Source organism: Rhodococcus sp. IEGM 1406, from assembly GCF_030056745.1.
GTDB lineage: Bacteria > Actinomycetota > Actinomycetes > Mycobacteriales > Mycobacteriaceae > Rhodococcus_F > Rhodococcus_F erythropolis.
The window spans coordinates 61,317-81,257 of record NZ_JASHKO010000005.1 but is presented as its reverse complement, the minus strand read 5'-3'; the positions used below and the strand labels follow the sequence as shown (position 1 = coordinate 81,257).

The window sequence follows — 19,941 nt, the reverse complement described above, 5'->3', positions numbered from 1 at the left end:
GGTGTTTGTCGGTACACAGTGGGAACCAGGTGAGACGCCGGTCACAAAGAATCGGCTCGAATCCCTCCCGCAGTCACATTCGTGCACATCCATGAGGAGATACCGATGGCTATCGAGCTCAACCAGATCTGGGACTTTCCGATCAAGGAGTTCCACCCCTTCCCGCGCGCCCTGATGGGTGTGGGCGCTCACGACATCATCGGTGTGGAGGCCAAGAATCTCGGCTTCAAGCGCACCCTTCTGATGACGACCGGTCTGCGCGGTTCGGGCATCATCGAGGAACTCGTCGGCAAGATCGAGTACCAGGGTGTCGAGGTCGTGCTCTACGACAAGGTCGAGTCGAATCCCAAGGACTACAACGTCATGGAGGCCGCGGCTCTCTATCAGAAGGAGAAGTGCGACTCGATCATCTCGATCGGCGGTGGTTCGAGCCACGACGCCGCCAAGGGTGCTCGCGTCGTGATCGCACACGACGGTCGCAACATCAACGAGTTCGAGGGCTTCGCCAAGTCCACCAACAAGGAGAACCCGCCGCACATCGCCGTATCCACCACGGCTGGAACGGGATCCGAGACGTCGTGGGCATACGTCATCACTGACACCTCGGACATGAACAACCCGCACAAGTGGGTGGGCTTCGACGAGGCGACCATCGTCACGTTGGCGATCGACGATCCGCTGCTCTACTACACCTGCCCTCAGCATTTCACCGCGTATTGCGGCTTCGACGTACTCGCGCACGGCAGTGAGCCTTTCGTGTCTCGTCTCGATTTCGCGCCTTCGCTCGGTAACGCGATCTACTCGGTCGAGTTGGTCGCGAAGAACCTGCGCGAGGCCGTCTTCGAGCCGCGTAACCTCAAGGCGCGCGAGGGAATGATGAACGCGCAGTACATTGCCGGACAGGCCTTCAACTCCGGTGGCCTCGGCATCGTTCACTCGATCTCGCACGCGGTCAGTGCATTCTTCGACAGCCACCACGGTTTGAACAACGCCATCGCGTTGCCGCGTGTGTGGGAGTACAACCTGCCTTCGCGCTACGAGCGCTACGCCCAGTTGGCCGGCGCACTCGGTGTCGACACTCGCAACCTCACCACGGTTCAGGCCGCGGATGCTGCCGTCGAGGCTGCCATCCGTCTGGCCAAGGACGTCGGTATCCCCGACAACTTCGGGCAGGTTCGCACAGACTCGTACGCGAAGAACCAGATGAACACCAAGAAGTACGAGGGTCGTGGTGATGTCATCAAGGGTGACGAGAAGACTGTGCGCGCCATCTCCGAGCACATTCAGGACGACTGGTGCACCCCGGGTAACCCTCGTGAGGTCACTGTGGAGTCGATGATCCCGGTTGTCGATCACGCGATCAACAAGTCGTACTTCTAGCAGGGCCTTCGGCCCCGTGCGCGCTTAAGGAGTCCAGAGACTCCTCGAGCGCGCACAGGGGCTGTGCCCCTATCGAAAGGTATTCCATGTCCGGTCGCAGTTTCTCCAGCGGAATCGAAGTGAAAGATGCTCTGCGAGAGCAGGACTACATTGCCGATGACGAGTTCGCGGTAGTCGTTCATCTGGCGACGGCGCTGGGGCGTCCGCTCCTGCTCGAAGGGCCGGCCGGTGTCGGCAAGACGGAACTGGCGAAGTCTCTGGCTGCGATCGGGGGCCGCAAACTGGTGCGATTGCAGTGCTACGAAGGGCTGGACGACAATCGGGCCCTGTACGAATGGGACTACGCGAAGCAACTCCTGCACGTGCAGATGCTTCGTGACCGGATCAGTGATCAGGTTTCCGAATTCGACAGCGTCGCCGAAGCATCCAAGTTTCTGGCCGATCAGGATTTCGGGTTGTACTCCGAGAACTTCCTGTCCGTCCGTCCGCTGCTCGAAGCGATCCTCTCACCCGATCCGGTAGTGCTTCTGGTCGACGAGGTGGACCGCACCGAGGAATCGATGGAAGCACTGCTCCTGGAGATTCTCGCCGAACAGCAGATCACCATTCCCGAGGTCGGTACGTTCGTTGCCCGCTCGCAGCCCTGGGTCATCCTGACGTCCAACGACACCCGCGAGCTCTCACCCGCGCTCAAGCGTCGTTGTCTGCATTACCATCTCGGCTATCCGACGTCGGAGCGTGAACGCGAGATCGTCACGGCCCGAGCGCCGGAGGTGGATGCGGCTACGGCCACCGAGGTTGTCGAATTGGCTCGCATCTTGCGTGATCTCCCGCTGCGCAAGAGCCCGTCCATCTCGGAGGTCATCGACGCGGCCAGAGCGGCAACAGTGCTCGCCGCCAGCGGATTCGACACCGCTTCCGACGCCAAGGTGCGCGACATCCTGCTCACGGCGTTGCTCAAGTACTCGTCAGATGTGACGCTGGCCAAAGAACGATTCGACGGAAAGCGTCTCGAATCACCGTCGCGTGACGGTGGCGAGCCGATCGAGCGATCCACGGTGGCAAGCAAACCCGCCAACACGACGACGGCCGTGTTCCGGGGCACGGGTGGACGTGACCCTCATCAACAGGGAATCCGCGGCAGCAGCGGAATCCGTTCGACGCGATGACGACGCTCGGTGGCCTCGCCGTGTGGCAACCGTCGTTTGTTCTCGACGTGGTGTCCGCGAGTTTCGGCCGATTGCTGAGGGCAGCCGGAGTTTCCGCGTCACCGGCCGAGGTCATCGAGGTTCGGCGTGTACTCGCGATGGTCGGAGCTTCGGATCGTGAGACGTTGCGCGCATGTCTTCGGGCATTGTGCGCCAAGTATTCTCACGAACAGGCCGGTTTCGATCGGGCGTTCGACGCGCTGTTCCGGCCTGCCGCAGGCAAAGCGCACGCCGAGCGGATGGCTTCGCGCGCCGAGGTGGCGGACGGTCTGCCCACCGCGCTGGGGATCGACGAGGATCAAGAAGTAGGCCGGTATGCCGAGTACAACGAGCGTGCAGCCGAGGTTGGCGACTACTTCGACACTCCGGAAGCGGAGAAGGGGTTCAACCCGCACAAGGACGACGACGATGTGTCGATGACGTCCAGCGATGCGGAACTGTCGGTGGATACCGGTTCGGAGACCGGTCGACGGGGAGTCAGCTACACGGTCGACGTGGACCGTGCCGCGTCGGCAGTGGTCGGCGACCTGAGCACCAGTGTTGCTGCAGCAGTGACCGGTTCGTTGTCCTGGGACGATCCGACGTCGATCCTCGCCTGGCTGGATGCATACGACCCGAGCAAAGCGTATGCGGACGTCTCCGACGACGGGCCGCTGACGCAGGCGCAACTGAACCGGCTCGTCGAGGCGGTCGAAGCGTTCGTGCAAGCACTCTCGGCCGCTGCACTCGCCGAAAGCGCTCCCGATGCGCCCGACAGCGAATCTGCTGCGGGCGCAACGCACAACGACATCGAACTCGCGTGCCACGAGGTGCTTCGGCGGATGAGAGGACCGTCCAGACCGCGGCCCCGTGAGCGCTCTCGTGGGCATCTCGACATGCGACGCACGGTGCGTTCGAGTCTGCGCACCGACGGAATTCCCTTCCATCTGGTCGTGAAAGCTCCTCGCCCCGATCGTGTTCGACTACTTCTCATCGCAGACGTGTCGCTGTCCGTGCGCCCGATCACCGCGTTCACTCTGCGGTTGGCTCAGGCAATGCATCGCCGGGCAGATCGTTGTGAAGTCCTCGCATTCGTCAATCGTCCGGTCGACGTGACCGACACCCTTCTCACCAGTAGCGGTGACGGCGCACTGGCTGCGGTACTTGCGCACCCGGGTCTGGATCTGGAAGCCAGCAGCGATTACGGTCGAGTGCTCACAGAATTGTTGGACGAGCACGGAAACAGCTTGAACTCATGGACGTCCATCATCATCGTGGGCGACGGTCGGTGCAACGGGTTGCCCCCACAGGTGGACAAGCTCGAGGAACTCCGCCGAAAGGTTCATCGTCTGGCCTGGATCACGCCTGAACCTCAGCGTTACTGGAACCAGGCATCGTGCGCGATGCCGGAGTATTCGGAGATCTGCGACGAGGTTGTTGTTGCCCGAGATGCCGCGCAACTGATGGCAAAGGCCGCTGAACTGGGGCACGCACTTCGCTGATGTCACTGCACTTCACCGATGTCACTGCGCGATCCGTCGTGAACTAGTTTGATCTCATGTCCGAAATCAGGGGATCGATCTGGCGGCCGATCGCGGCGCTGACAGTGCTCGGCGCCGTGTGTGGGCTGGTGGCGCTCGGCGTGTTTCAGTGGTGGTGGAACTCGTTGGCATCACCTCACATTCTCACCGGCGGGTCCTATCGGGAGCCGTTTGCCGAGCCGACATACACCGGACCCATATTCATGGACCTCTTTCCGGCAGAACCTGCTCCGTGGCTGTATTCGGGACTGGTCCTCGGACCGACGGCGGTCGGCTTGCTTGCCGGGATCGTGTTCGTGGTGTTCGTCCGGCGTAATCGCGCGCAGGACCGCGCGATTACGCCGGACGATCGATCAGAGCGCTAGCAACGCGCGCGAGCCCAGTCGAGGATCCGCCAACGGGCGTAGCGCCAACCGCAGCAAGACCAAGGCGTTGTCGTCGCCGGCGATCCTGTTGACTTTCAACGTATTGCACTCGACGCACTGGTGAACGAGCATCCACTCACCGTCTTGCCGGACCGACAGGCACAGCGCCGCCATGGCACCTCTGCACTGTTGTGCCCGGTCACCCGGAACACGACCATCCACGTGGCGGCTGGCCAGACAGTTCGGGCAATGGTTCCGATGTGCGGTACCCGGGGCCGCAGTGGAAATGTCCAAACGGCATGTGAGACAACGGAAGCTCGATCCTTGTTCGCCGCCGATTCCGTGCAATACGTGCTTGGTCCGTTGCGGTGCCCGCCGCGCGCGGGTGCTGGGATTCCTACGTGGCATCTGCTTTCTCACCCCTCACAAGTCGCCGAAGGCTTCGAGCGGGAAGGGTGGTTGTGCGAGCGGCCGCACCGCCATCCTCATCAACAACAACTGGTTGTCGTCACGGCTGACGGGGTTGGAGGTGAGTTCGAGGCACTGTGCGCAGCGGTGGATGATCATCCAATCGCCGCTTCGCAGCACCGCGATCGAAATGGGGGCCATCCGCATTCCGCAGTCCGACGGTCCACCTTCCACCTGGTCGAACAGGTGTCGGGAATGCAGGCAACTGGGGCAGTGGTTTCGGCGATCACCATCGGGGTCGTACGTCATGACGGTGAGTCCGCACTGAATGCACGAGAAGGTGTCGGTTTTCGAGATGGAATTGTGTGATTGAGGCACTGGAGAACTCCTAGCTGAGTGAACAAAGCAGGTAGGAGCAGGCCGAGTGGCCTCGCGGCTGTCAGTCCGTCGTTTCGGGGATCAGCAAGTGACTCTCGAGGTTGCCGGCAGTGCAGGGGCGAGAGGCGCGCTCGGCGCGGGCTGGGTCATAAACACCTTCTGGATCGGTACTGCGGGCCGCTCTGGCCAGAACCGAAAGTACAACGGGACCTGATTGCCGCGCCATCTATTTTCCGGCGACGACTACCTGCCCGAACGGGTAGGTAAGCGCCTCTCCTTCGGTGGGTGTGCCCCGACTGCTGTCCGCGTAGGCTCGGGGCCAGCACTTGTAAGGTGGATCACACCAGTTGGTGCTCGGGCGAGCGAGCTGGGAATTCGCGAAGCGGTGATCTCGGTGCCGCGCGAGAGGAGAGTGGGGTCGTGTCCGTGGCATATCCGGATGCTGTGAACCACGGTGTTCATCGCCGCGGCACTGCTGCTCGACTGGTCAAATTTCACGCCCCCGAGATCGTCTTCGGTATCGGTTCCCTGGTCGAGGCAGCACACGCGACTCTGCGGTTCGGCGGGTTCCGCCCGTTTCTGGTCACCGATCCCGGCTTGATCGACGCGGGGTGGGTCAGCGAACTCGAGGACCATCTCACGGAGCAGGGCTTGACCGCGACAGTGTGGTCAGGGCTGACGCCCAACCCCAAGGACTTCGAGATCGCGGCCGGTTTCGAGGTGTACCAGGAAGGCGAGTGCGACGTCATCATCGCGCTCGGTGGCGGTTCCGTCATCGACGCGGCTAAAGGTGTAGCCGTCCTCGCTGCCAACGGCGGCAACATACTCGACTACGAGGGTGTCGATCAGGCGACAAAACCGATCCCGCCGTTGGTGATGGTTCCCACCACGTCCGGAACGGGCGCTGACGTGTCGCAGTTCTGCATCGTCACGGACACGACCCGCGGCACCAAGATCACCATCATCGGCCGTGCCCTGGTGCCAGATGTGACGGTCATCGATCCGCGGTTGCTCACGACGATGCCCGAGTGGCTCAATGCAGCAACGGGATTGGATGCACTGACGCACGGAATCGAAGCCTTCGTCTCACTGGCGCACAATCCGTTGACCGATCATCACGCGCTCCGCGCGGTCGGCCTCGTGACGGAGAATCTGGTGAACACGATCCAGGACCCGATGGAGATGGAAGCTCGATCGGTGATGGCGCAGGCGAGTCTCGAGGCCGGGTTGGCGTTCACCAACGCGATACTCGGAGCCGCGCACGCCATGAGCCATCAGGTGGGCGGCATGCTTGATCTGCCACATGGCGTCATCAACGGAATTCTGTTGCCCCACGTCATCCGATTCAATTCCACGACGGACGCTGCCCCCTTTGTCGCCATCGCTGCGGCACTGAGCCTTCCTGAACAGCACGGCACCCCGGAGGAAGCAGCGCTGGCGGTGGCCGACCGGGTCGAACGTCTCGCCCGGGAGGTTGGGGTCCCGAAGGGGCTGGGGGAGTTGGGTGTTCGCGAGGAAGACCTCAGTCGACTTGCCAGCTTCGCGTTGCTCGACGCCTGCATGTCCACCAATCCCAGGGAAGCGACGCAGGAGCAGATGGTGGCGTTGTTCCGAGGTGCGTTGTGAAGAGGGACAGTGTGATGGGGTGCAGTGTGATGCGGTGCAGGGTGAAGCGGTGCAGACGATGACCGCGGACCTGTCGCGGCTCACCGGATTACGTTCGGGTAAGAGTTCGTTTTATCCGCAGTACCGCGGTGCGGCCGAGCGTCTCGAACGCGTCGTGCATGCGTTGGAATTGATCTCGCGGGCTTTGGTGCGAACCGTCGAGGGGCCGGAAACCCTCGTCTGTGCGGTGGCGGAAGCTGCCCGTGCTCATCTGAGTGCGAACTGGATAGTCTTCGCCTTGGCCGACGGAACATTGCCCGACGCCGGACCACGGCGATTGGTTCTCGGCCCGGACGCCACCCCTTTTCTGGTCGACAACGTCGAGGGGCCACCACTTCCGGAGGACGTCGTCGAATGTCTCGACGATATCCGGTGCGGAAGAATCGAATCCAACTCGGTGATCGAAGCCCACTACGCGTTTGTGCCGATCGTGCTCGGCGGCGGTGTGGTCGGCGCCTTTGCTGCCTGGACGCCGGCCAACCGGACACTCGATACGACGGACGGAGCCGTGCTCAGCATTCTGGCCAGCCAGACTGCTGTGGCCCTGCAGAACTCGGCGCTCTACCAGCGCGGACAACTACTGCTCGAACGAGCCGAAGACGCATATGCGGAGGCCAATCGCACTGCAGCCGACCTCGCGGTGCGCAACAGCGAATTGGAGTCCACGCAGCGCCAACTCGGAGTGGCTCACCGGCACCAGGTGGTCGACGACGAACGGCACCGGATCGCCCGCGAACTTCACGACAGCGTGACACAGGCTGTGTTGTCGGCCGGCATGCAGATCGAGGTCTGCCGGAGCGACATCCCGGAGGCGGAACGCAGTGAAAGACTGGACTTGGCCAAGGATTTGACCAGGCGGGCGGTCGAGCAGCTTCGCTCGGCGATCTACGCGCTCAATCATTCCTCGGACGCGGACCGGACGTCACTGCCCGAGATGCTCGAGCAGCTCGGCGTGGTTCACATGCCGGACGAGTTGGCGGTCAGCGTTCGCGTCGGCGGCACCCCGACCGAGCTTCCAGGCGATGCCGAACACGCTCTTCTGCGGATCGCGGGGGAGGCACTGTTCAATGTTGCGGTGCATGCCCATGCGAGTCGAGCGGTCCTGCGGTTGACCTATCGAGCGGATACGGTGCTGCTGTCGGTTTCCGACGACGGTGACGGCGACCCTGCGCGGATGCGTCTGATCCTCAAACTCGCAGCCACCAACGACGTCGACGGCCGTCATCGCGGACTGGCGAACATGCAGACACGAACTCTCGAGTTGGGTGGTGCGCTCGAAGTACGGCGCGCGCGGATCGGTGGAATTCAGATTCTCGTGCGACTGCCACTACCACTGCCACAGGCACTTCCGCTCCAGGCGGATGTCGACAATCTTTGCTCCACCACTGAAATCGAGAGCGAGGAATCATGACCACTGCGCGTCCCGTCATCACCCGCGGAGCATCGCCGGTTCAGGGATTGGTTCGAATCGTCCTGGTCGACGACCATGCAATTTTGCGGCAAGGGCTCCGCTCGGTTCTCGAGCGCGAAAGCGACCTCGAGATCGTGGGGGAGGCTTCGTCTCTCGCCGAGGCGCTTGCCGTGGTCGACAAGGTGGGCCCGGACATCGTCTTGATGGATCTGAAACTCTCCGCCAGTTCCGACTACGAGGGACTGACCCTCTGTGGCCAGTTGTCTACGGCGCATCCCGGGCTCGGACTGTTGGTTCTCACCACCTTTCTCGACGATCAACTGGTGGTGCGAGCGGTACACGCGGGCGCTCGCGGCTATGTCGTCAAAGACGTCGACACCACCGAATTGGTGCGTGCGATCAGGGCGGTCTCGCGGGGTGAGAGTGCGTTCGATTCTCGCAGCGCATCGGCTGTCGTCCGATCGCTCAACGGGCAGTCGTCATCCAAAGAACGACTGACCGATCGTGAACTCGAAGTACTGAGACTGCTCGCAAACGGCTTGTCCAACATCAAGATCGGTGAGCGACTGTTCATCTCGCCGACCACGGTCAAGTTCCACGTCAGCAACATCATGCGCAAACTCGAGGTGAGTCGGCGAGCAGAGGCCGTCTACGCCGCGAGTAAGCAAGGTCTGATCTAGCTCCGCTCGGAGACCGCCCAGGCGCGCAGCGCCTGATGCTGTACGAGGAGCACGCTCGATCGAGTTGTGCGCAGAGTCGACGCGGTCATCTCGGCAGTCAGACCCACTGCGATTCGCAATACCAGGACCTCACGTTGGTCGTCGGTGAGGCGACGTGGGCGTTTGAATTGTCCGTCGATGTTGCGTGACTGGGGAATTGACGCAATCCGTTGCGAGGCCAACTCGTAGGCGAAGTTCTCGATGCGTGTGTCGGCCGAGATCGTTTCGGACATTCGTGTGACGACGTCCAGGGTGCATTGATGGGCGAGATCGTCGGCGAATGTTGCGACAGGCGTCCCGAGAAGCCTGGCGCGATAGTAGAGAACGACGCGAGGGTGCAATCGGGCCAGGAGTTTCGACAGTGCGTGATGATCGCCGGCGAATGCCCCGGCGGCATTGCGGTTCAAGGAAATCGATTGTTCACAGGTTTCGGGTGAAGCGGTTCGTGCGGAGGGTGGCGTCGGTGAAGTCTTCGCGCCCCTGATCGACAGCTTCATCAACAACTCCTCGGGTACAGCGCACCTCATCATGCTGGAACGAGAATTGAGGTACCCCACCGAAAATGCGGGTAAACCTGAAGTTACCTTCCAGGTGTCCGGTCTTTTCGCTGGGAGCGCCAGTCCGCGAGCATGCGCGGCATTTCCGCGGCCATGAAGTCGAAGAAGTCGCGCAGATCTTCCATACGATCGCCGGCCGTAGTGCCTTCACCGAGGACCCGAATGCCCTCGTCCGCAACTGCCGAGACCTGGTAGAGGGACGATTGTTTCGTGACAACCGCGTCGGCCCACATGTCGACGCTGACGCAGTAGTGCTGACGCCTCGATCCGGGGACGGCCACTCGCTCGATCAATCCGACTTGCTGGAGGTATCTGACTGCTCCGGAAATGGCGGCGGGGCTCACTCCCAATCGGGATCCGAGATCTCCTGGCGTGGACGAGGGTGTCTCGCTGGTCATCAACGCGGCCCACACGCGGGCAGGCATCGGCGGAAAACCCATGTCGCTCAGAACGAGTGAGAGTCGTTCGACAAAATGTCGGCTCTCGTCCGGTGCAACGGTGTGGCTGGTGTCGGTCATCGGAACCCTTCGATCTTTTCTTCTTTTCTATCTTCACACATTTGTGAAATCGGCGTACGGTCAAATTCATGGGTGCGGCAATTTCAGTGAAAAGCCTCGTCAAGACCTTCGGTACCACCCGCGCGCTGGACGGCCTCGACCTCGAAGTCTCAGCAGGTGAAGTGCACGGATTCCTGGGACCGAACGGCTCTGGAAAGTCGACCACTATTCGGGTGCTCCTCGGCCTGCTCCGCTCGGACTCCGGAGACGCAACTGTTCTCGGCGGCGATCCGTGGCGAGACGCTGTTACCTTGCATCGACGTCTCGCTTACGTGCCTGGCGACGTGAATCTGTGGCCCAACCTCACCGGCGGGGAGGCTATCGATCTGTTGGCGGGTCTGCGCGGTGGCTTGGACCGAAAACGCCGCAGCGAGTTGCTCGATCGCTTCGAACTTGACCCGACCAAGAAGGCGCGGACGTACTCGAAAGGTAATCGGCAGAAGGTTGCACTCGTGGCGGCGTTTTCGTCCGACGTCGACCTTTACGTACTCGACGAACCGACATCGGGGCTCGACCCGTTGATGGAAGCGGTGTTTCAGGACTGCGTCGAGGAGGTGGCTCACGCCGGAAAGACGGTCCTGCTGTCGAGCCATATCCTCGCCGAGGTCGAAGCGCTGTGCGATCGCGTGAGCATCATCCGCGACGGGCGGACGGTGGAAGAGGGAACGCTGTCCGAACTCAGGCATCTCACGCGCACGTCCATCTCGGCGGAGACACAGCGCCAGATCGGCGAACTCGACGGGCTCGGCGGTGTCCACGACGCGGTGATCGACGGTAACCACGTCACCTGCGAAGTTGACAGCGCGCAACTCGGACCACTCATGACGTACTTGGTCGGATTCGGAATCGTGGCGCTCACTTCCACTCCGCCGACACTCGAAGAACTCTTCTTGCGTCATTACGGTGACGAGCGCGCCAGGGAGACTTCGGTCCACCTGCGAGCCGAGACCGGTGTACGGCCATGACCGTTGTTGTCGAGGCCGCTCCACCGGTACCTGCCTCGGCAAGTCAATTCACCGGCACACGCCGACTGGTCCGGCTGGCTTTGCGACGGGACCGAATTCAGCTTTCCGTGTGGGTCATCTCGATCGTCCTGTTCATGCTGCTCGTCGTCGCCAGTGTGACCGGGCTGTACTCGACCCCCGAGGAATTGCGAAACATCGCAGTCAGTTCCGCGGTATCGCCGGTGGCGCTGGCGACCAACGGAATCGTGTCCGGCGATTCGCAGGGCGCGATAGTCGCCAGTCAGTCGGTGCTCGTGTTCGCGTTGGTGGCGGCATTGATGAGCACCCTTGCGGTGGTTCGGCATACACGACAGAACGAGGAGACCGGCCGTGCCGAGATGATCGGTGCTGCGGTGGTGGGTCGGCGAGCGCTTCTGACCTCCGCACTGATTGTCACGGTCGGTGCGAACGTGGTTCTGACACTGGGAATTGCCCTGGGATCGATCGCCGTCGGTTTGCCTGTCGTTGGTTCGCTCGCGTTGGGTGCTTCGATAGGTGGGACCGGAATCGCGTTTGCCGGTGTGGCGGCGGTGACTGCGCAGATCACCGACGGTGCTCGTACGGCCAACGGTCTGGCGGGTGCCGCGATCGGTGTTGCCTTCATGCTGCGCGCGATCGGCGACGTGAACAGTACGGTCGTCGACGACGGAACTCGCGTGGTGAGCGGTTGGTTGTCGTGGCTTTCGCCGATCGGATGGGCGCAACAGATCAGACCTTTCGACGACGATGCCTGGTGGATCCTGTTGTTGCTGATCGGATTTGCGGTTGTGCACGTGATGGTGGCGTTTGTTCTCATCAGCCATCGTGATCAGGGAGCGGGGCTCGTGCAGCCCCGGCCCGGCCCACCGACCGCAGCATCGTGGTTGCCGTCGGCTTGGGGCCTGGCGTGGCGCATGCAGCGAATGACGATGTTCTGGTGGATCTTTGCCGTTGTCATTCTCGGGTTCGCCTACGGCGCTGTGGGCAACGAGATCGACGCGATGGTGGGATCGTCGCAGCAGACCGCGGAGATGTTCGAGAAACTTGGTGGCGGCGGTACGGATCTGGTGGATTCGTACTTGGCCACTGCGCTCGGTCTCACCTCGATTGTCATCGCGGCATATTCGGTCCAGAGTCTTCTCCGGATGCGGGGTGAGGAAACATCGGGACGGCTCGAACCGTTGCTGGCAACCTCTTTGTCGCGGTGGAGGTGGATGCTTTCCCACCTGGGTGTGGTTGTGGGTGGGGTGATCCTCGCGCACGTCTTGATGGGTGCCTTCACCGGATTTGCCTTCGGGCTCGTCACGGATGACGTCGGCGGCAACACACTCCGGATGACTGGCGCCGCCTTGGCCTATCTACCCGCGGTGCTTGTAGTCGTGGGGTTGGTGTCGTTGGCTTTCGGACTGTTTCCGACCTACGCGTCGGCGCTCTCCTGGGGAATCTTGGCGGCATGCATCGTGCTCGGGCAACTCGGAACGTTGCTGAAGCTTCCACAGTTAGTGCTGGATCTGTCACCCTTCACCCACGTGCCGGGTGCCCCCGCCGAGCCAGTGACAGTTCTACCGCTGCTGGCAATGATCGTTGTGGCAGTAGTGCTTTCGACAGCATCGCTTGTTGCGTTCCGTCGTCGCGACCTCCAGGGGTAGTAGGACTGAACTCAATTGGGAGTTCAACCCAGAATTCGACGAAGCTGGCGAGCCCGAGCGGCGAGCCGTCCGGTCGAGTCGAATAGTTCGGATTCGTCAACACAGAGAGTGTCTGTCGCCCAGGCGGTCCCGTGGCGTAGGCGATACCACGGTGACAGTGTTCGGGGATCTGCCGTGAGGTGCTCCGGTGTGAAATGCGCGGTGAACTCGATAGTGGGTATAGCCACGGGCATCGTCAGTGTTGCGAACAATCCGGGCGGAAGCGCGTCGAGAAGGACCGCGGCGCGCTCTTGGGCCGTGAAATCGAGGTCTGTGAGCAATCGGATCCAGACGTCGAATTCCGGGGCGTCGCCACCGGCGAACGGCCTCGCGGAATTGATCGGCCGGATGTCGAGGTGCTGGGAGAACGGCACAAAATCCACCGGGATCTCCAGCGGCGGCAGGGTTGACGGGTCGGCCGGAGTCGGTTCGGCGACAGGGGCGGACATCGTTGTGCCTCCTGTGTCGCGGGCTAGCCGAACGAGAGCGGATCCCGAACCGGTCAGCGTGACGTGGCAACTGACGGTCCGCCCGCCCCGCATATCGTCGACAGTCAGCTCGGCCGGCCCCGGAGGGACGGGGCGGTCCAGGTGCGCCGTGACTGCCAGAGGTTCGGCTCCGGACGCGTCGGCAGCCACTCGCAGCATCCGTGCAACTGCGAGTCCGCCCTGAATGCCGTCGAAACTCCGCCAGCTGGAGTCGAATTCGGTGTGATGACACGCTGCGTCGGTCGACGGCGCTACCGTCGCGGACGCCTGACTATTAATTGCCATAGTCAGCACCCTAGATGCTGACTATGGCTATGGCAAGCTAGGGTCTACTCGGGAGTGTTGGACGACCCACCGAAGAGCATGTAGATGAGGATCTGAAGAATGCCGAGAGGATTGATCTCGCCGAGGCTGCTCATGTGTGAGGAACTCCTGTTTGCGGGGATGGGTACTGTTGCGTCGCAACGTCACTGAAAGTACGGCAATTCAGACAATGCGGTGCGGAATTTACCGATAATTCACTGTCCGCGAGTCGGGCGACAGTGCAGGTAGGCGTCAGTGACTACGTCGAGAACGCGATTGCCGTCTGCATCGACCAATTTCGCTGTGATGGTGACCAATCCCCGCGCGCGATTGTCGAACACGACGTTGTCGACGGTGACCTTTCCGCTCAGGGTGTCACCGGGGCGAAGTGGACGTAGGAAGCTCACGTCGCGCATGGACTTTCCGGCGATCACGTTCCACTGGTCGTAGAGACTGGCGACCACCAACTTCTGGCAGATCGACAGGGTGTGCAGCCCGCTGGCGATCAACCCGCCGAAGACCCCGGACCCGGCGGCTTCCTTGTCGATGTGAAACCACTGGGGATCCCACTGGGTTGCGAACTCGACGATCTCCTCTTCGGTCACCGAATACGAGCCCAATGGGATCACTTGGCCGATCTCGAGATCTTCTGCGAACACTGTGCGTTGGTGAAGGGCGGCCGAATCGTTCATGTCTGTGTGAATCTCCTGCGTGTTCCGGATGTACTCGGAACATACTCCCCGCAGTGCGTTCGGCCCCTTCGCAAGTCCTTGTCCAGGGTCACTAGAATCGTCACATGGTTGACGACGCGAAGATCGAGCCGAGGGCGCTGGCAGGAACGTGGCACTTCGAGCGCGACATAGTCGACCGCCTTTCCGGTTCCACCAAGCATGTCTTCGGCGAGACCACTATCTCCGACGCCGGTGACGGTCGGATGCGCTGGTACGAGAGTGGCACTCTGCGTGACGGCGATCTGGAATTGCCAGTGTTCCGCACTCTGTTCATTGCAAAGCGCGGCCTCGAATGGGCCGTGACATTCGAAGACGGCAGAGAGTTCCACGACTGGGCACCGGGGGAGGAAGTCGAGCACCTGTGCGGTGCGGACACCTACCGCGGGCGAATCGACGTCACTGCAGTAGATGGATCGGCTTGGGCGGTCGTCTGGACCGTGACGGGGCCGAGCAAGAACTACACGATGACCACGCATCTCACCCGGCCCTGATCGCAGCGATCACCAGTTATTCGACGCCGATCGTCACCTCGGTGGACTTCACGAATACCGTTGCAGCTTGGCCTGGTTCGAGGTCGAGATCCAGTGCGGCATCGCGGGTGATCGACGAAGTCACGATCTGGTTGCCGCCGTCCAACTTCACCTTGACCGTTGCCATGACGGTGCCGAGGTTGACCTCGGTGATGGTGCCGGTGAGTTGATTTCGTGTGGACAGTCGCATCTCTGAAACTCCTGTGCTCTGGGGTGGGTGTACTTCGACCATAATCCGATGGTCGCGTATCTACCCAGCGATTCCGCAGGTGCGGACATGCGGGCACCGCAGGTGCGCGAATATTGTCGGGCGGTGGAGGTAGATTCCGGTCATGACTGAACCCGTGAAAGGCCCGGCGTCGTATTTTCCGTCGATCGAGAAGAAATACGGTCGGCCGATCGGTGAGTGGCAAGAGCTGATCAGAAGCTCAGACCTCACCAAGCACATGGAATTGGTGAATTGGTTGAAGTCGGAGCACGGGATGGGGCATGGACACGCGAATGCACTTGTCGCCCATACGCTGAAAGAAGGTTAGTTCTTTTCAGGCGGCCGATGCGTCCAGCACCAACCAGCCGCCGTGATGCTCGAATACCTCGAACGGCACACCGGTCTGCCGGCCGACCGCACGCAGTGACTCGAGATCGAACGTACGGATGTGGCCGTGGCACGCGGTGGCTTCGTCTTCGAAGGGGACGGCTATGACGACCCGTTGACGTGCGATTCGGAGTGCCTGCGCGATCACGGCTTCGCCGACCGAGTCGTCGACGTGCTCGAGGAGATGAATTGCGGTGACGGTGTCGGCGCTGTTGTCCGGTGCCGGTACTTCACCCGCGTCGCAGATCACCGTGTCGATCGTGATGCCGAGTTCGGGGGCTACCGCGTCGAGCAGGATCATCGTTCCGGGCAGGATGTCCGTGGCGGTCACGTCCATTCCGGCGCGCGCGAGCCGCAGGGGCAGGAAACCGAAGCAGGAACCCAGATCGAGTACGGAACCGCGAACCAGTTCTTCGGCTTTGTCGTGAATCGGCGCGAAATCTGCAGTGCCGTCCAGTAGTTCGGCAAGGGAGTTCCGGTAGTAGGTGGTCCAGGATTCGAGAGCGCCGTCCACGGTGGACCGAACCAGTCCGACCATCGTCAACTCGAATTCGTTCTGACCGAACTCCGCGTCCTGGATCGACGAGGTGACTCCGGCTACGAGTCGCTCGCTCAGATCGGCGGGAGTGAGGGAGTGCCTGACGTGGAGTCGGCCGCCTCGACGATCGAGCGAGATCGGACCGGAATCGACACGTTCGACGGTGACATGCCCGAACGACCACAAGCCCGGCGTCGACGGTGCCAGTGAATCCAGGACCGGTTCGTTCGCGATGGTGGACATGATCGCCTTTCTCAGGTGGTGATGCTTCTCAGGTGGTGATGCCGGTCCGCAAGGACTGCGTACCTGTTTTCAAGAGTTCCGGTAGCTCGAGTGAATCGTCGGTGAGCCACTGTTCGTACGCCGACATGGCGACCCCGAGCAGAAGATAGCCGACCGTGCGTGGGCCGTGATCGGTCGGCTCGAGATTCATTCGGCGTGCGACGTAGTCGGCGACCACCTGCCGCCAACCTTCGTACATCACCACAGAGTATGCCTGAAGCGTCGGAACTTTGAGGATCAATTCCATCCGTTTGCGATGTACCGCAGTCTCTTCCGGCGGGAAGGTGTTGAACGTCAACAATGCGGATTCGAGTGCGTCGACCAACGGTATGTCAGCGGGCAGTGAATCCAGGTGCTCGCGCATCTCGTCGAGATGTCCGTCGAAGTCGCCCCAGGGGACGGCGTTCTTGGACGGAAAGTAGCGAAAGAAAGTCCGACGCGCGATGCCGGCGGCGTCGGCTATCTGGTCGACGCTCACCTCGTTGAAGCCGACGGTGGAGAACAGTTCGATGCCGATCGTGCTGATTCCCTCCCTCGTTGTGGAGGGGCGACGACCTATCCGAGCGGACGGTTTCTTGCGGCTACGCATACTTTTTTCGCTCCATGTGTGTCATTCTGCACTCGATGCCATTACAGTGGTGAACCGAGTCACAGTGAAGTCCCACTAGTGACCACCAACTCCCAGGTTGGAAGTCTGATCTACAGACTTCCAGACGGAGTGCGACCGCAGGAGGAATCCATGTCAGATCGTGACAACAAGGCGCTCGAGAACGACCTCGTCGAGGAGTCCCTCGTTGAGGAAGTTTCCATCGACGGCATGTGCGGCGTGTACTGACCGTGTCTGCTTTGGATCTCGATGCGGGGTGGAAACTCCACCCGCAGGTAGCGCTTCGCCCCGAACCTTTCGGGGCGTTGCTCTACCACTTCGGAACGCGCAAGCTGTCGTTCCTGAAGAACACGACCATCGTTGCGGTGGTCAAGGCGTTGCCAGACCATCCTGATGTCAGGTCCGCACTACGTGCGCAAGGCATCGAAGATGACGCTGCTCCCCAATATGCCCGCGCGCTGAGCACTCTCGCCGATTCGCACATGATCGTGCCTGTCTGAGCCAGACGCTCGCCCCCACGTGCGGAACAGCCCTTCTGCACGTTCGCCCGCTTCATTTCTTCGCGAGGACACAGCCATGACCTCAGTTCTTGAACAGCCCTCTCCGCCCGCCAAGGTGGGTCGCCTCGTCGATCAGTTCGAACTCGGACTCGACGCCCCCATCTGCCTGACGTGGGAACTCACCTACGCCTGCAACCTGTCCTGCGTGCACTGCCTTTCGTCGTCGGGTCGCCGTGACCCCAACGAGCTGAGCACCGAACAGTGCAAGTCCATCATCGACGAGCTGCAACGTATGCAGGTCTTCTACGTCAACATCGGTGGCGGCGAGCCGACGGTACGCTCCGACTTCTGGGAGCTCGTCGATTACGCAACGGACCACCAGGTTGGCGTGAAGTTCTCCACCAACGGCGTGAAGATCGACAAGAAGGTCGCGGCACGCCTTGCGGCCAGTGACTACGTCGACGTGCAGATTTCCATCGACGGTGCCACCGCTGAAGTCAATGACGCTGTGCGCGGGCCTGGTTCGTTCGCAATGGCCGAGCGTGCTCTCGCGAACCTGAAGGAAGCCGGCTTCAAGGACGCCAAGATTTCGGTGGTCGTCACGCGGCACAACGTCAGTCAGCTCGACGAGTTCAAGGCTCTCGCGGACAAGTACGACGCGACCCTGCGCATCACTCGACTGCGCCCTTCGGGCCGCGGCGCCGACGTGTGGGACGATCTGCACCCACGCCCCGAACAGCAGCGTGAGCTCTACAACTGGTTGGTGGCCAACGGTGAAGGCGTCCTGACGGGCGACTCGTTCTTCCACCTCTCCGCGTTCGGCGATGCACTGCCCGGTCTCAATCTCTGTGGCGCGGGCCGCGTCGTGTGTCTGATCGACCCGGTCGGTGACGTGTACGCGTGCCCGTTCGCGATTCACGAGCAGTTCCTCGCCGGAAACATCGTGAAAGACGGTGGATTCCAGGAAGTCTGGCAGCACTCGGACCTGTTCGAGGAGCTGCGCTCGCCGCAGACCGGTGGCGCCTGCAGCAAGTGCAATCACTACGACTCCTGCCGGGGTGGCTGCATGGCAGCCAAGTTCTTCACCGGACTGCCGATGGACGGACCTGACCCCGAGTGCGTCATCGGTAACGGTGAAATGGCATTGGCGTCGGCGGGAGAGGTCCCGAAGTCCAGCGTCGATCACTCCCGTTCCGGTCAACGTAAGACCCCACGTGCATCGGTGCCACTGACACTGATGATGCGTCCGCCCGCCAAGATTTGTGACGAAAACCCGCTTGCGGGAATGCAGTAACTACTGCGCGATACCGACAGTGCGGCGAAAGCTGCACCCCAGAGAGGTCAGTTCAATGGCTAAGAATGCTTTCTTCGAGACGGTGGCAGAAGCACAGCGCCGTGCGAAGAAGAGGTTGCCCAAGTCCGTGTACGCGGCGTTGGTGGCGGGATCCGAGAAAGGGCTGACGGTCGACGACAACGTCGCGGCATTCAGCGAACTGGGTTTCGCTCCTCACGCTGCGGGACTGTCGGACAAGCGCGAGATGTCCACCACCATTATGGGCCAGGACATTTCGTTGCCCGTCATGATTTCACCGACCGGTGTGCAGGCAGTGCACCCCGACGGTGAGGTAGCGGTAGCTCGTGCGGCTGCAGCACGGGGAACAGCCATCGGACTGAGTTCTTTCGCCAGCAAGTCCATCGAAGAAGTTGCCGCGGCCAACCCGCAGGTCTTCTTCCAGATGTATTGGGTCGGCAGCCGCGACGTGCTCCTGCAGCGTATGGAGCGCGCTCGCGCTGCCGGTGCCAAGGGCCTGATCATCACCACCGACTGGTCCTTCTCGTACGGTCGCGACTGGGGCAGCCCGTCCATCCCCGAAAAGATGGACCTCAAGGCGATGTTCCAGTTCGCTCCCGAGGGCATCATGCGCCCGAAGTGGTTGCTGGAGTTCGCCAAGACCGGCAAGATCCCCGACCTGACAACACCCAACCTCGCGGCTCCCGGCCAGCCGGCACCGACGTTCTTCGGCGCGTACGGCGAGTGGATGCAGACCCCGCTTCCGACTTGGGAAGACATCGCCTGGCTTCGTGAGCAGTGGGGTGGACCGTTCATGCTCAAGGGCATCATGCGCATCGACGACGCCAAGCGAGCTGTCGACGCCGGTGTCTCCGCTATCTCGGTCTCCAACCACGGTGGTAACAACCTCGACGGCACCCCGGCGCCGATCCGCGTGCTCCCGGGCATTGCCGAGGCCGTGGGCGATCAGGTGGAAGTTGTTCTCGACGGCGGCATTCGACGCGGCGGCGACGTCGTCAAGGCGCTAGCACTCGGAGCCAAGGCCGTCATGCTCGGGCGCGCCTACCTGTGGGGTCTCTCGGCAAACGGCCAGGCCGGTGTCGAGAACGTGCTCGACCTGATGCGGATGGGCATCGACTCGGGGCTGATGGGCCTTGGCCACTCGTCCATCACCGAACTGAGCCCGGCAGACCTGGTGATCCCGGATGGCTTCACACGCTCACTGGGCGCCAGCTGA

General features: G+C 61.8%; 24 protein-coding genes. 15 read left to right on the top strand and 9 right to left on the bottom strand.

The window, feature by feature from the left end; translation table 11 throughout:
- Positions 1–105: 105 nt before the first annotated feature.
- The 4 genes from mdo (at position 106) to QM596_RS22265 (ending at position 4,473) form a co-directional block, all read left to right on the top strand.
- Positions 106–1,380 carry an NDMA-dependent methanol dehydrogenase gene (gene mdo / locus QM596_RS22280; RefSeq protein WP_003942095.1) on the top strand — a complete coding sequence of 425 codons (1,275 nt, stop codon included), beginning with the start codon at positions 106–108 and terminating at the stop codon, positions 1,378–1,380.
- An 86-nt stretch (positions 1,381–1,466) separates the two neighbouring features.
- A complete protein-coding gene (locus QM596_RS22275; RefSeq protein WP_279218241.1) occupies positions 1,467–2,549 on the top strand; it encodes a MadB family AAA-type ATPase in 1,083 nt (360 codons plus the stop codon).
- Entirely contained in the window at positions 2,546–4,069 is a 1,524-nt protein-coding gene (gene madC, locus QM596_RS22270) for a MadC family VWA domain-containing protein (protein WP_283309958.1), read from the top strand. The genes QM596_RS22275 and madC overlap by 4 nt, the downstream gene beginning before the upstream one ends.
- A 56-nt stretch (positions 4,070–4,125) precedes the next feature.
- Positions 4,126–4,473 carry a hypothetical protein gene (locus QM596_RS22265; protein WP_020968992.1) on the top strand — a complete coding sequence of 116 codons (348 nt, stop codon included), beginning with the start codon at positions 4,126–4,128 and terminating at the stop codon, positions 4,471–4,473.
- Here QM596_RS22265 and QM596_RS22260 read toward each other — a convergent pair.
- Positions 4,462–4,881: an RNHCP domain-containing protein gene (locus tag QM596_RS22260; RefSeq protein ID WP_070385004.1), complete on the bottom strand. Its 420-nt coding sequence runs from the start codon at positions 4,879–4,881 to the stop codon at positions 4,462–4,464. The genes QM596_RS22265 and QM596_RS22260 overlap by 12 nt on opposite strands.
- A gap of 15 nt (positions 4,882–4,896) precedes the next feature.
- A complete protein-coding gene (locus tag QM596_RS22255; RefSeq protein ID WP_020906849.1) occupies positions 4,897–5,259 on the bottom strand; it encodes an RNHCP domain-containing protein in 363 nt (120 codons plus the stop codon).
- Positions 5,260–5,679: 420 nt separating this feature from the next.
- Between QM596_RS22255 and QM596_RS22250 the strand changes: the two genes are divergently transcribed.
- From QM596_RS22250 to QM596_RS22240, 3 genes are read left to right on the top strand one after another with little or no spacing between them, the layout of a single operon-like run.
- A complete protein-coding gene (locus QM596_RS22250; RefSeq protein ID WP_080910022.1) occupies positions 5,680–6,885 on the top strand; it encodes an iron-containing alcohol dehydrogenase in 1,206 nt (401 codons plus the stop codon).
- A gap of 58 nt (positions 6,886–6,943) precedes the next feature.
- Entirely contained in the window at positions 6,944–8,335 is a 1,392-nt protein-coding gene (locus QM596_RS22245) for a MadS family sensor histidine kinase (protein WP_037125960.1), read from the top strand.
- On the top strand, positions 8,332–9,015 hold the full coding sequence (locus QM596_RS22240; protein WP_019744264.1) for a MadR family response regulator transcription factor: 684 nt from the start codon (positions 8,332–8,334) through the stop codon (positions 9,013–9,015). The genes QM596_RS22245 and QM596_RS22240 overlap by 4 nt, the downstream gene beginning before the upstream one ends.
- Here the strand turns inward: QM596_RS22240 and QM596_RS22235 are convergent.
- Complete coding sequence (locus QM596_RS22235) at positions 9,012–9,551, bottom strand: RNA polymerase subunit sigma (protein ID WP_041815731.1); 540 nt, start codon at positions 9,549–9,551, stop codon at positions 9,012–9,014. The genes QM596_RS22240 and QM596_RS22235 overlap by 4 nt on opposite strands.
- An 83-nt stretch (positions 9,552–9,634) precedes the next feature.
- Entirely contained in the window at positions 9,635–10,129 is a 495-nt protein-coding gene (locus QM596_RS22230) for a GbsR/MarR family transcriptional regulator (protein WP_133728528.1), read from the bottom strand.
- A gap of 68 nt (positions 10,130–10,197) precedes the next feature.
- On the opposite strand from QM596_RS22230, the gene QM596_RS22225 reads away from it, so the two are divergent.
- On the top strand, positions 10,198–11,133 hold the full coding sequence (locus tag QM596_RS22225; RefSeq protein ID WP_283309957.1) for an ABC transporter ATP-binding protein: 936 nt from the start codon (positions 10,198–10,200) through the stop codon (positions 11,131–11,133).
- Positions 11,130–12,800, top strand: a complete 1,671-nt coding sequence (locus QM596_RS22220) for an ABC transporter permease (protein WP_133728527.1) — start codon at positions 11,130–11,132, stop codon at positions 12,798–12,800. The genes QM596_RS22225 and QM596_RS22220 overlap by 4 nt, the downstream gene beginning before the upstream one ends.
- A gap of 23 nt (positions 12,801–12,823) precedes the next feature.
- On the opposite strand, the gene QM596_RS22215 is transcribed toward QM596_RS22220, so the two are convergent.
- Positions 12,824–13,612 (bottom strand): thioesterase family protein, encoded by a 789-nt coding sequence (locus tag QM596_RS22215; RefSeq protein ID WP_030535459.1) that lies wholly within the window; start codon positions 13,610–13,612, stop codon positions 12,824–12,826.
- Between the two features lie 233 nt (positions 13,613–13,845).
- Positions 13,846–14,322: a MaoC/PaaZ C-terminal domain-containing protein gene (locus tag QM596_RS22210; RefSeq protein ID WP_029254883.1), complete on the bottom strand. Its 477-nt coding sequence runs from the start codon at positions 14,320–14,322 to the stop codon at positions 13,846–13,848.
- A 104-nt stretch (positions 14,323–14,426) separates the two neighbouring features.
- Here QM596_RS22210 and QM596_RS22205 point away from each other — a divergent pair, with 104 nt between their 5' ends.
- Entirely contained in the window at positions 14,427–14,852 is a 426-nt protein-coding gene (locus tag QM596_RS22205) for a DUF6314 family protein (protein ID WP_019744256.1), read from the top strand.
- Positions 14,853–14,868: 16 nt separating this feature from the next.
- Here the strand turns inward: QM596_RS22205 and QM596_RS22200 are convergent, their stop codons facing one another.
- Complete coding sequence (locus QM596_RS22200) at positions 14,869–15,081, bottom strand: TOBE domain-containing protein (protein ID WP_003942061.1); 213 nt, start codon at positions 15,079–15,081, stop codon at positions 14,869–14,871.
- A 142-nt stretch (positions 15,082–15,223) separates the two neighbouring features.
- Here QM596_RS22200 and QM596_RS22195 point away from each other — a divergent pair, with 142 nt between their 5' ends.
- Complete coding sequence (locus tag QM596_RS22195) at positions 15,224–15,427, top strand: DUF4287 domain-containing protein (protein ID WP_007728313.1); 204 nt, start codon at positions 15,224–15,226, stop codon at positions 15,425–15,427.
- Between the two features lie 6 nt (positions 15,428–15,433).
- Here the strand turns inward: QM596_RS22195 and mftM are convergent, their stop codons facing one another.
- Both mftM and mftR read right to left on the bottom strand, forming a co-directional pair.
- Positions 15,434–16,267, bottom strand: coding sequence for a mycofactocin oligosaccharide methyltransferase MftM (gene mftM, locus QM596_RS22190; RefSeq protein WP_283309955.1), 834 nt, complete (start codon positions 16,265–16,267; stop codon positions 15,434–15,436).
- Between the two features lie 28 nt (positions 16,268–16,295).
- On the bottom strand, positions 16,296–16,895 hold the full coding sequence (mftR, locus tag QM596_RS22185; RefSeq protein ID WP_283309954.1) for a mycofactocin system transcriptional regulator MftR: 600 nt from the start codon (positions 16,893–16,895) through the stop codon (positions 16,296–16,298).
- Positions 16,896–17,045: 150 nt separating this feature from the next.
- On the opposite strand from mftR, the gene mftA reads away from it, so the two are divergent.
- The 4 genes from mftA (at position 17,046) to mftD (ending at position 19,941) form a co-directional block, all read left to right on the top strand.
- Positions 17,046–17,141 (top strand): mycofactocin precursor MftA, encoded by a 96-nt coding sequence (gene mftA / locus QM596_RS22180; protein WP_063836238.1) that lies wholly within the window; start codon positions 17,046–17,048, stop codon positions 17,139–17,141.
- Positions 17,126–17,413 (top strand): mycofactocin biosynthesis chaperone MftB, encoded by a 288-nt coding sequence (mftB, locus tag QM596_RS22175; protein ID WP_007728309.1) that lies wholly within the window; start codon positions 17,126–17,128, stop codon positions 17,411–17,413. The genes mftA and mftB overlap by 16 nt, the downstream gene beginning before the upstream one ends.
- Positions 17,414–17,489: 76 nt before the next feature.
- A complete protein-coding gene (gene mftC, locus QM596_RS22170) occupies positions 17,490–18,707 on the top strand; it encodes a mycofactocin radical SAM maturase (RefSeq protein ID WP_003942089.1) in 1,218 nt (405 codons plus the stop codon).
- Positions 18,708–18,762: 55 nt separating this feature from the next.
- Complete coding sequence (gene mftD, locus QM596_RS22165; protein ID WP_019744252.1) at positions 18,763–19,941, top strand: pre-mycofactocin synthase MftD; 1,179 nt, start codon at positions 18,763–18,765, stop codon at positions 19,939–19,941.

Excerpts from the sequence above, each read along its gene's own strand:
- mdo (WP_003942095.1), top strand. The coding sequence starts at position 106 with ATGGCTATCGAGCTCAACCAGATCTGGGACTTTCCGATCAAGGAGTTC.
- QM596_RS22275 (WP_279218241.1), top strand. The coding sequence starts at position 1,467 with ATGTCCGGTCGCAGTTTCTCCAGCGGAATCGAAGTGAAAGATGCTCTG.
- madC (WP_283309958.1), top strand. The coding sequence starts at position 2,546 with ATGACGACGCTCGGTGGCCTCGCCGTGTGGCAACCGTCGTTTGTTCTC.
- QM596_RS22265 (WP_020968992.1), top strand. The coding sequence starts at position 4,126 with ATGTCCGAAATCAGGGGATCGATCTGGCGGCCGATCGCGGCGCTGACA.
- QM596_RS22260 (WP_070385004.1), bottom strand. The coding sequence starts at position 4,881 with ATGCCACGTAGGAATCCCAGCACCCGCGCGCGGCGGGCACCGCAACGG.
- QM596_RS22245 (WP_037125960.1), top strand. The coding sequence starts at position 6,944 with ATGACCGCGGACCTGTCGCGGCTCACCGGATTACGTTCGGGTAAGAGT.
- QM596_RS22240 (WP_019744264.1), top strand. The coding sequence starts at position 8,332 with ATGACCACTGCGCGTCCCGTCATCACCCGCGGAGCATCGCCGGTTCAG.
- QM596_RS22235 (WP_041815731.1), bottom strand. The coding sequence starts at position 9,551 with ATGAAGCTGTCGATCAGGGGCGCGAAGACTTCACCGACGCCACCCTCC.
- QM596_RS22230 (WP_133728528.1), bottom strand. The coding sequence starts at position 10,129 with ATGACCGACACCAGCCACACCGTTGCACCGGACGAGAGCCGACATTTT.
- QM596_RS22225 (WP_283309957.1), top strand. The coding sequence starts at position 10,198 with ATGGGTGCGGCAATTTCAGTGAAAAGCCTCGTCAAGACCTTCGGTACC.
- QM596_RS22220 (WP_133728527.1), top strand. The coding sequence starts at position 11,130 with ATGACCGTTGTTGTCGAGGCCGCTCCACCGGTACCTGCCTCGGCAAGT.
- QM596_RS22215 (WP_030535459.1), bottom strand. The coding sequence starts at position 13,612 with ATGGCAATTAATAGTCAGGCGTCCGCGACGGTAGCGCCGTCGACCGAC.
- QM596_RS22210 (WP_029254883.1), bottom strand. The coding sequence starts at position 14,322 with ATGAACGATTCGGCCGCCCTTCACCAACGCACAGTGTTCGCAGAAGAT.
- QM596_RS22205 (WP_019744256.1), top strand. The coding sequence starts at position 14,427 with ATGGTTGACGACGCGAAGATCGAGCCGAGGGCGCTGGCAGGAACGTGG.
- QM596_RS22200 (WP_003942061.1), bottom strand. The coding sequence starts at position 15,081 with ATGCGACTGTCCACACGAAATCAACTCACCGGCACCATCACCGAGGTC.
- QM596_RS22195 (WP_007728313.1), top strand. The coding sequence starts at position 15,224 with ATGACTGAACCCGTGAAAGGCCCGGCGTCGTATTTTCCGTCGATCGAG.
- mftM (WP_283309955.1), bottom strand. The coding sequence starts at position 16,267 with ATGTCCACCATCGCGAACGAACCGGTCCTGGATTCACTGGCACCGTCG.
- mftR (WP_283309954.1), bottom strand. The coding sequence starts at position 16,895 with ATGCGTAGCCGCAAGAAACCGTCCGCTCGGATAGGTCGTCGCCCCTCC.
- mftA (WP_063836238.1), top strand. The coding sequence starts at position 17,046 with ATGTCAGATCGTGACAACAAGGCGCTCGAGAACGACCTCGTCGAGGAG.
- mftC (WP_003942089.1), top strand. The coding sequence starts at position 17,490 with ATGACCTCAGTTCTTGAACAGCCCTCTCCGCCCGCCAAGGTGGGTCGC.
- mftD (WP_019744252.1), top strand. The coding sequence starts at position 18,763 with ATGGCTAAGAATGCTTTCTTCGAGACGGTGGCAGAAGCACAGCGCCGT.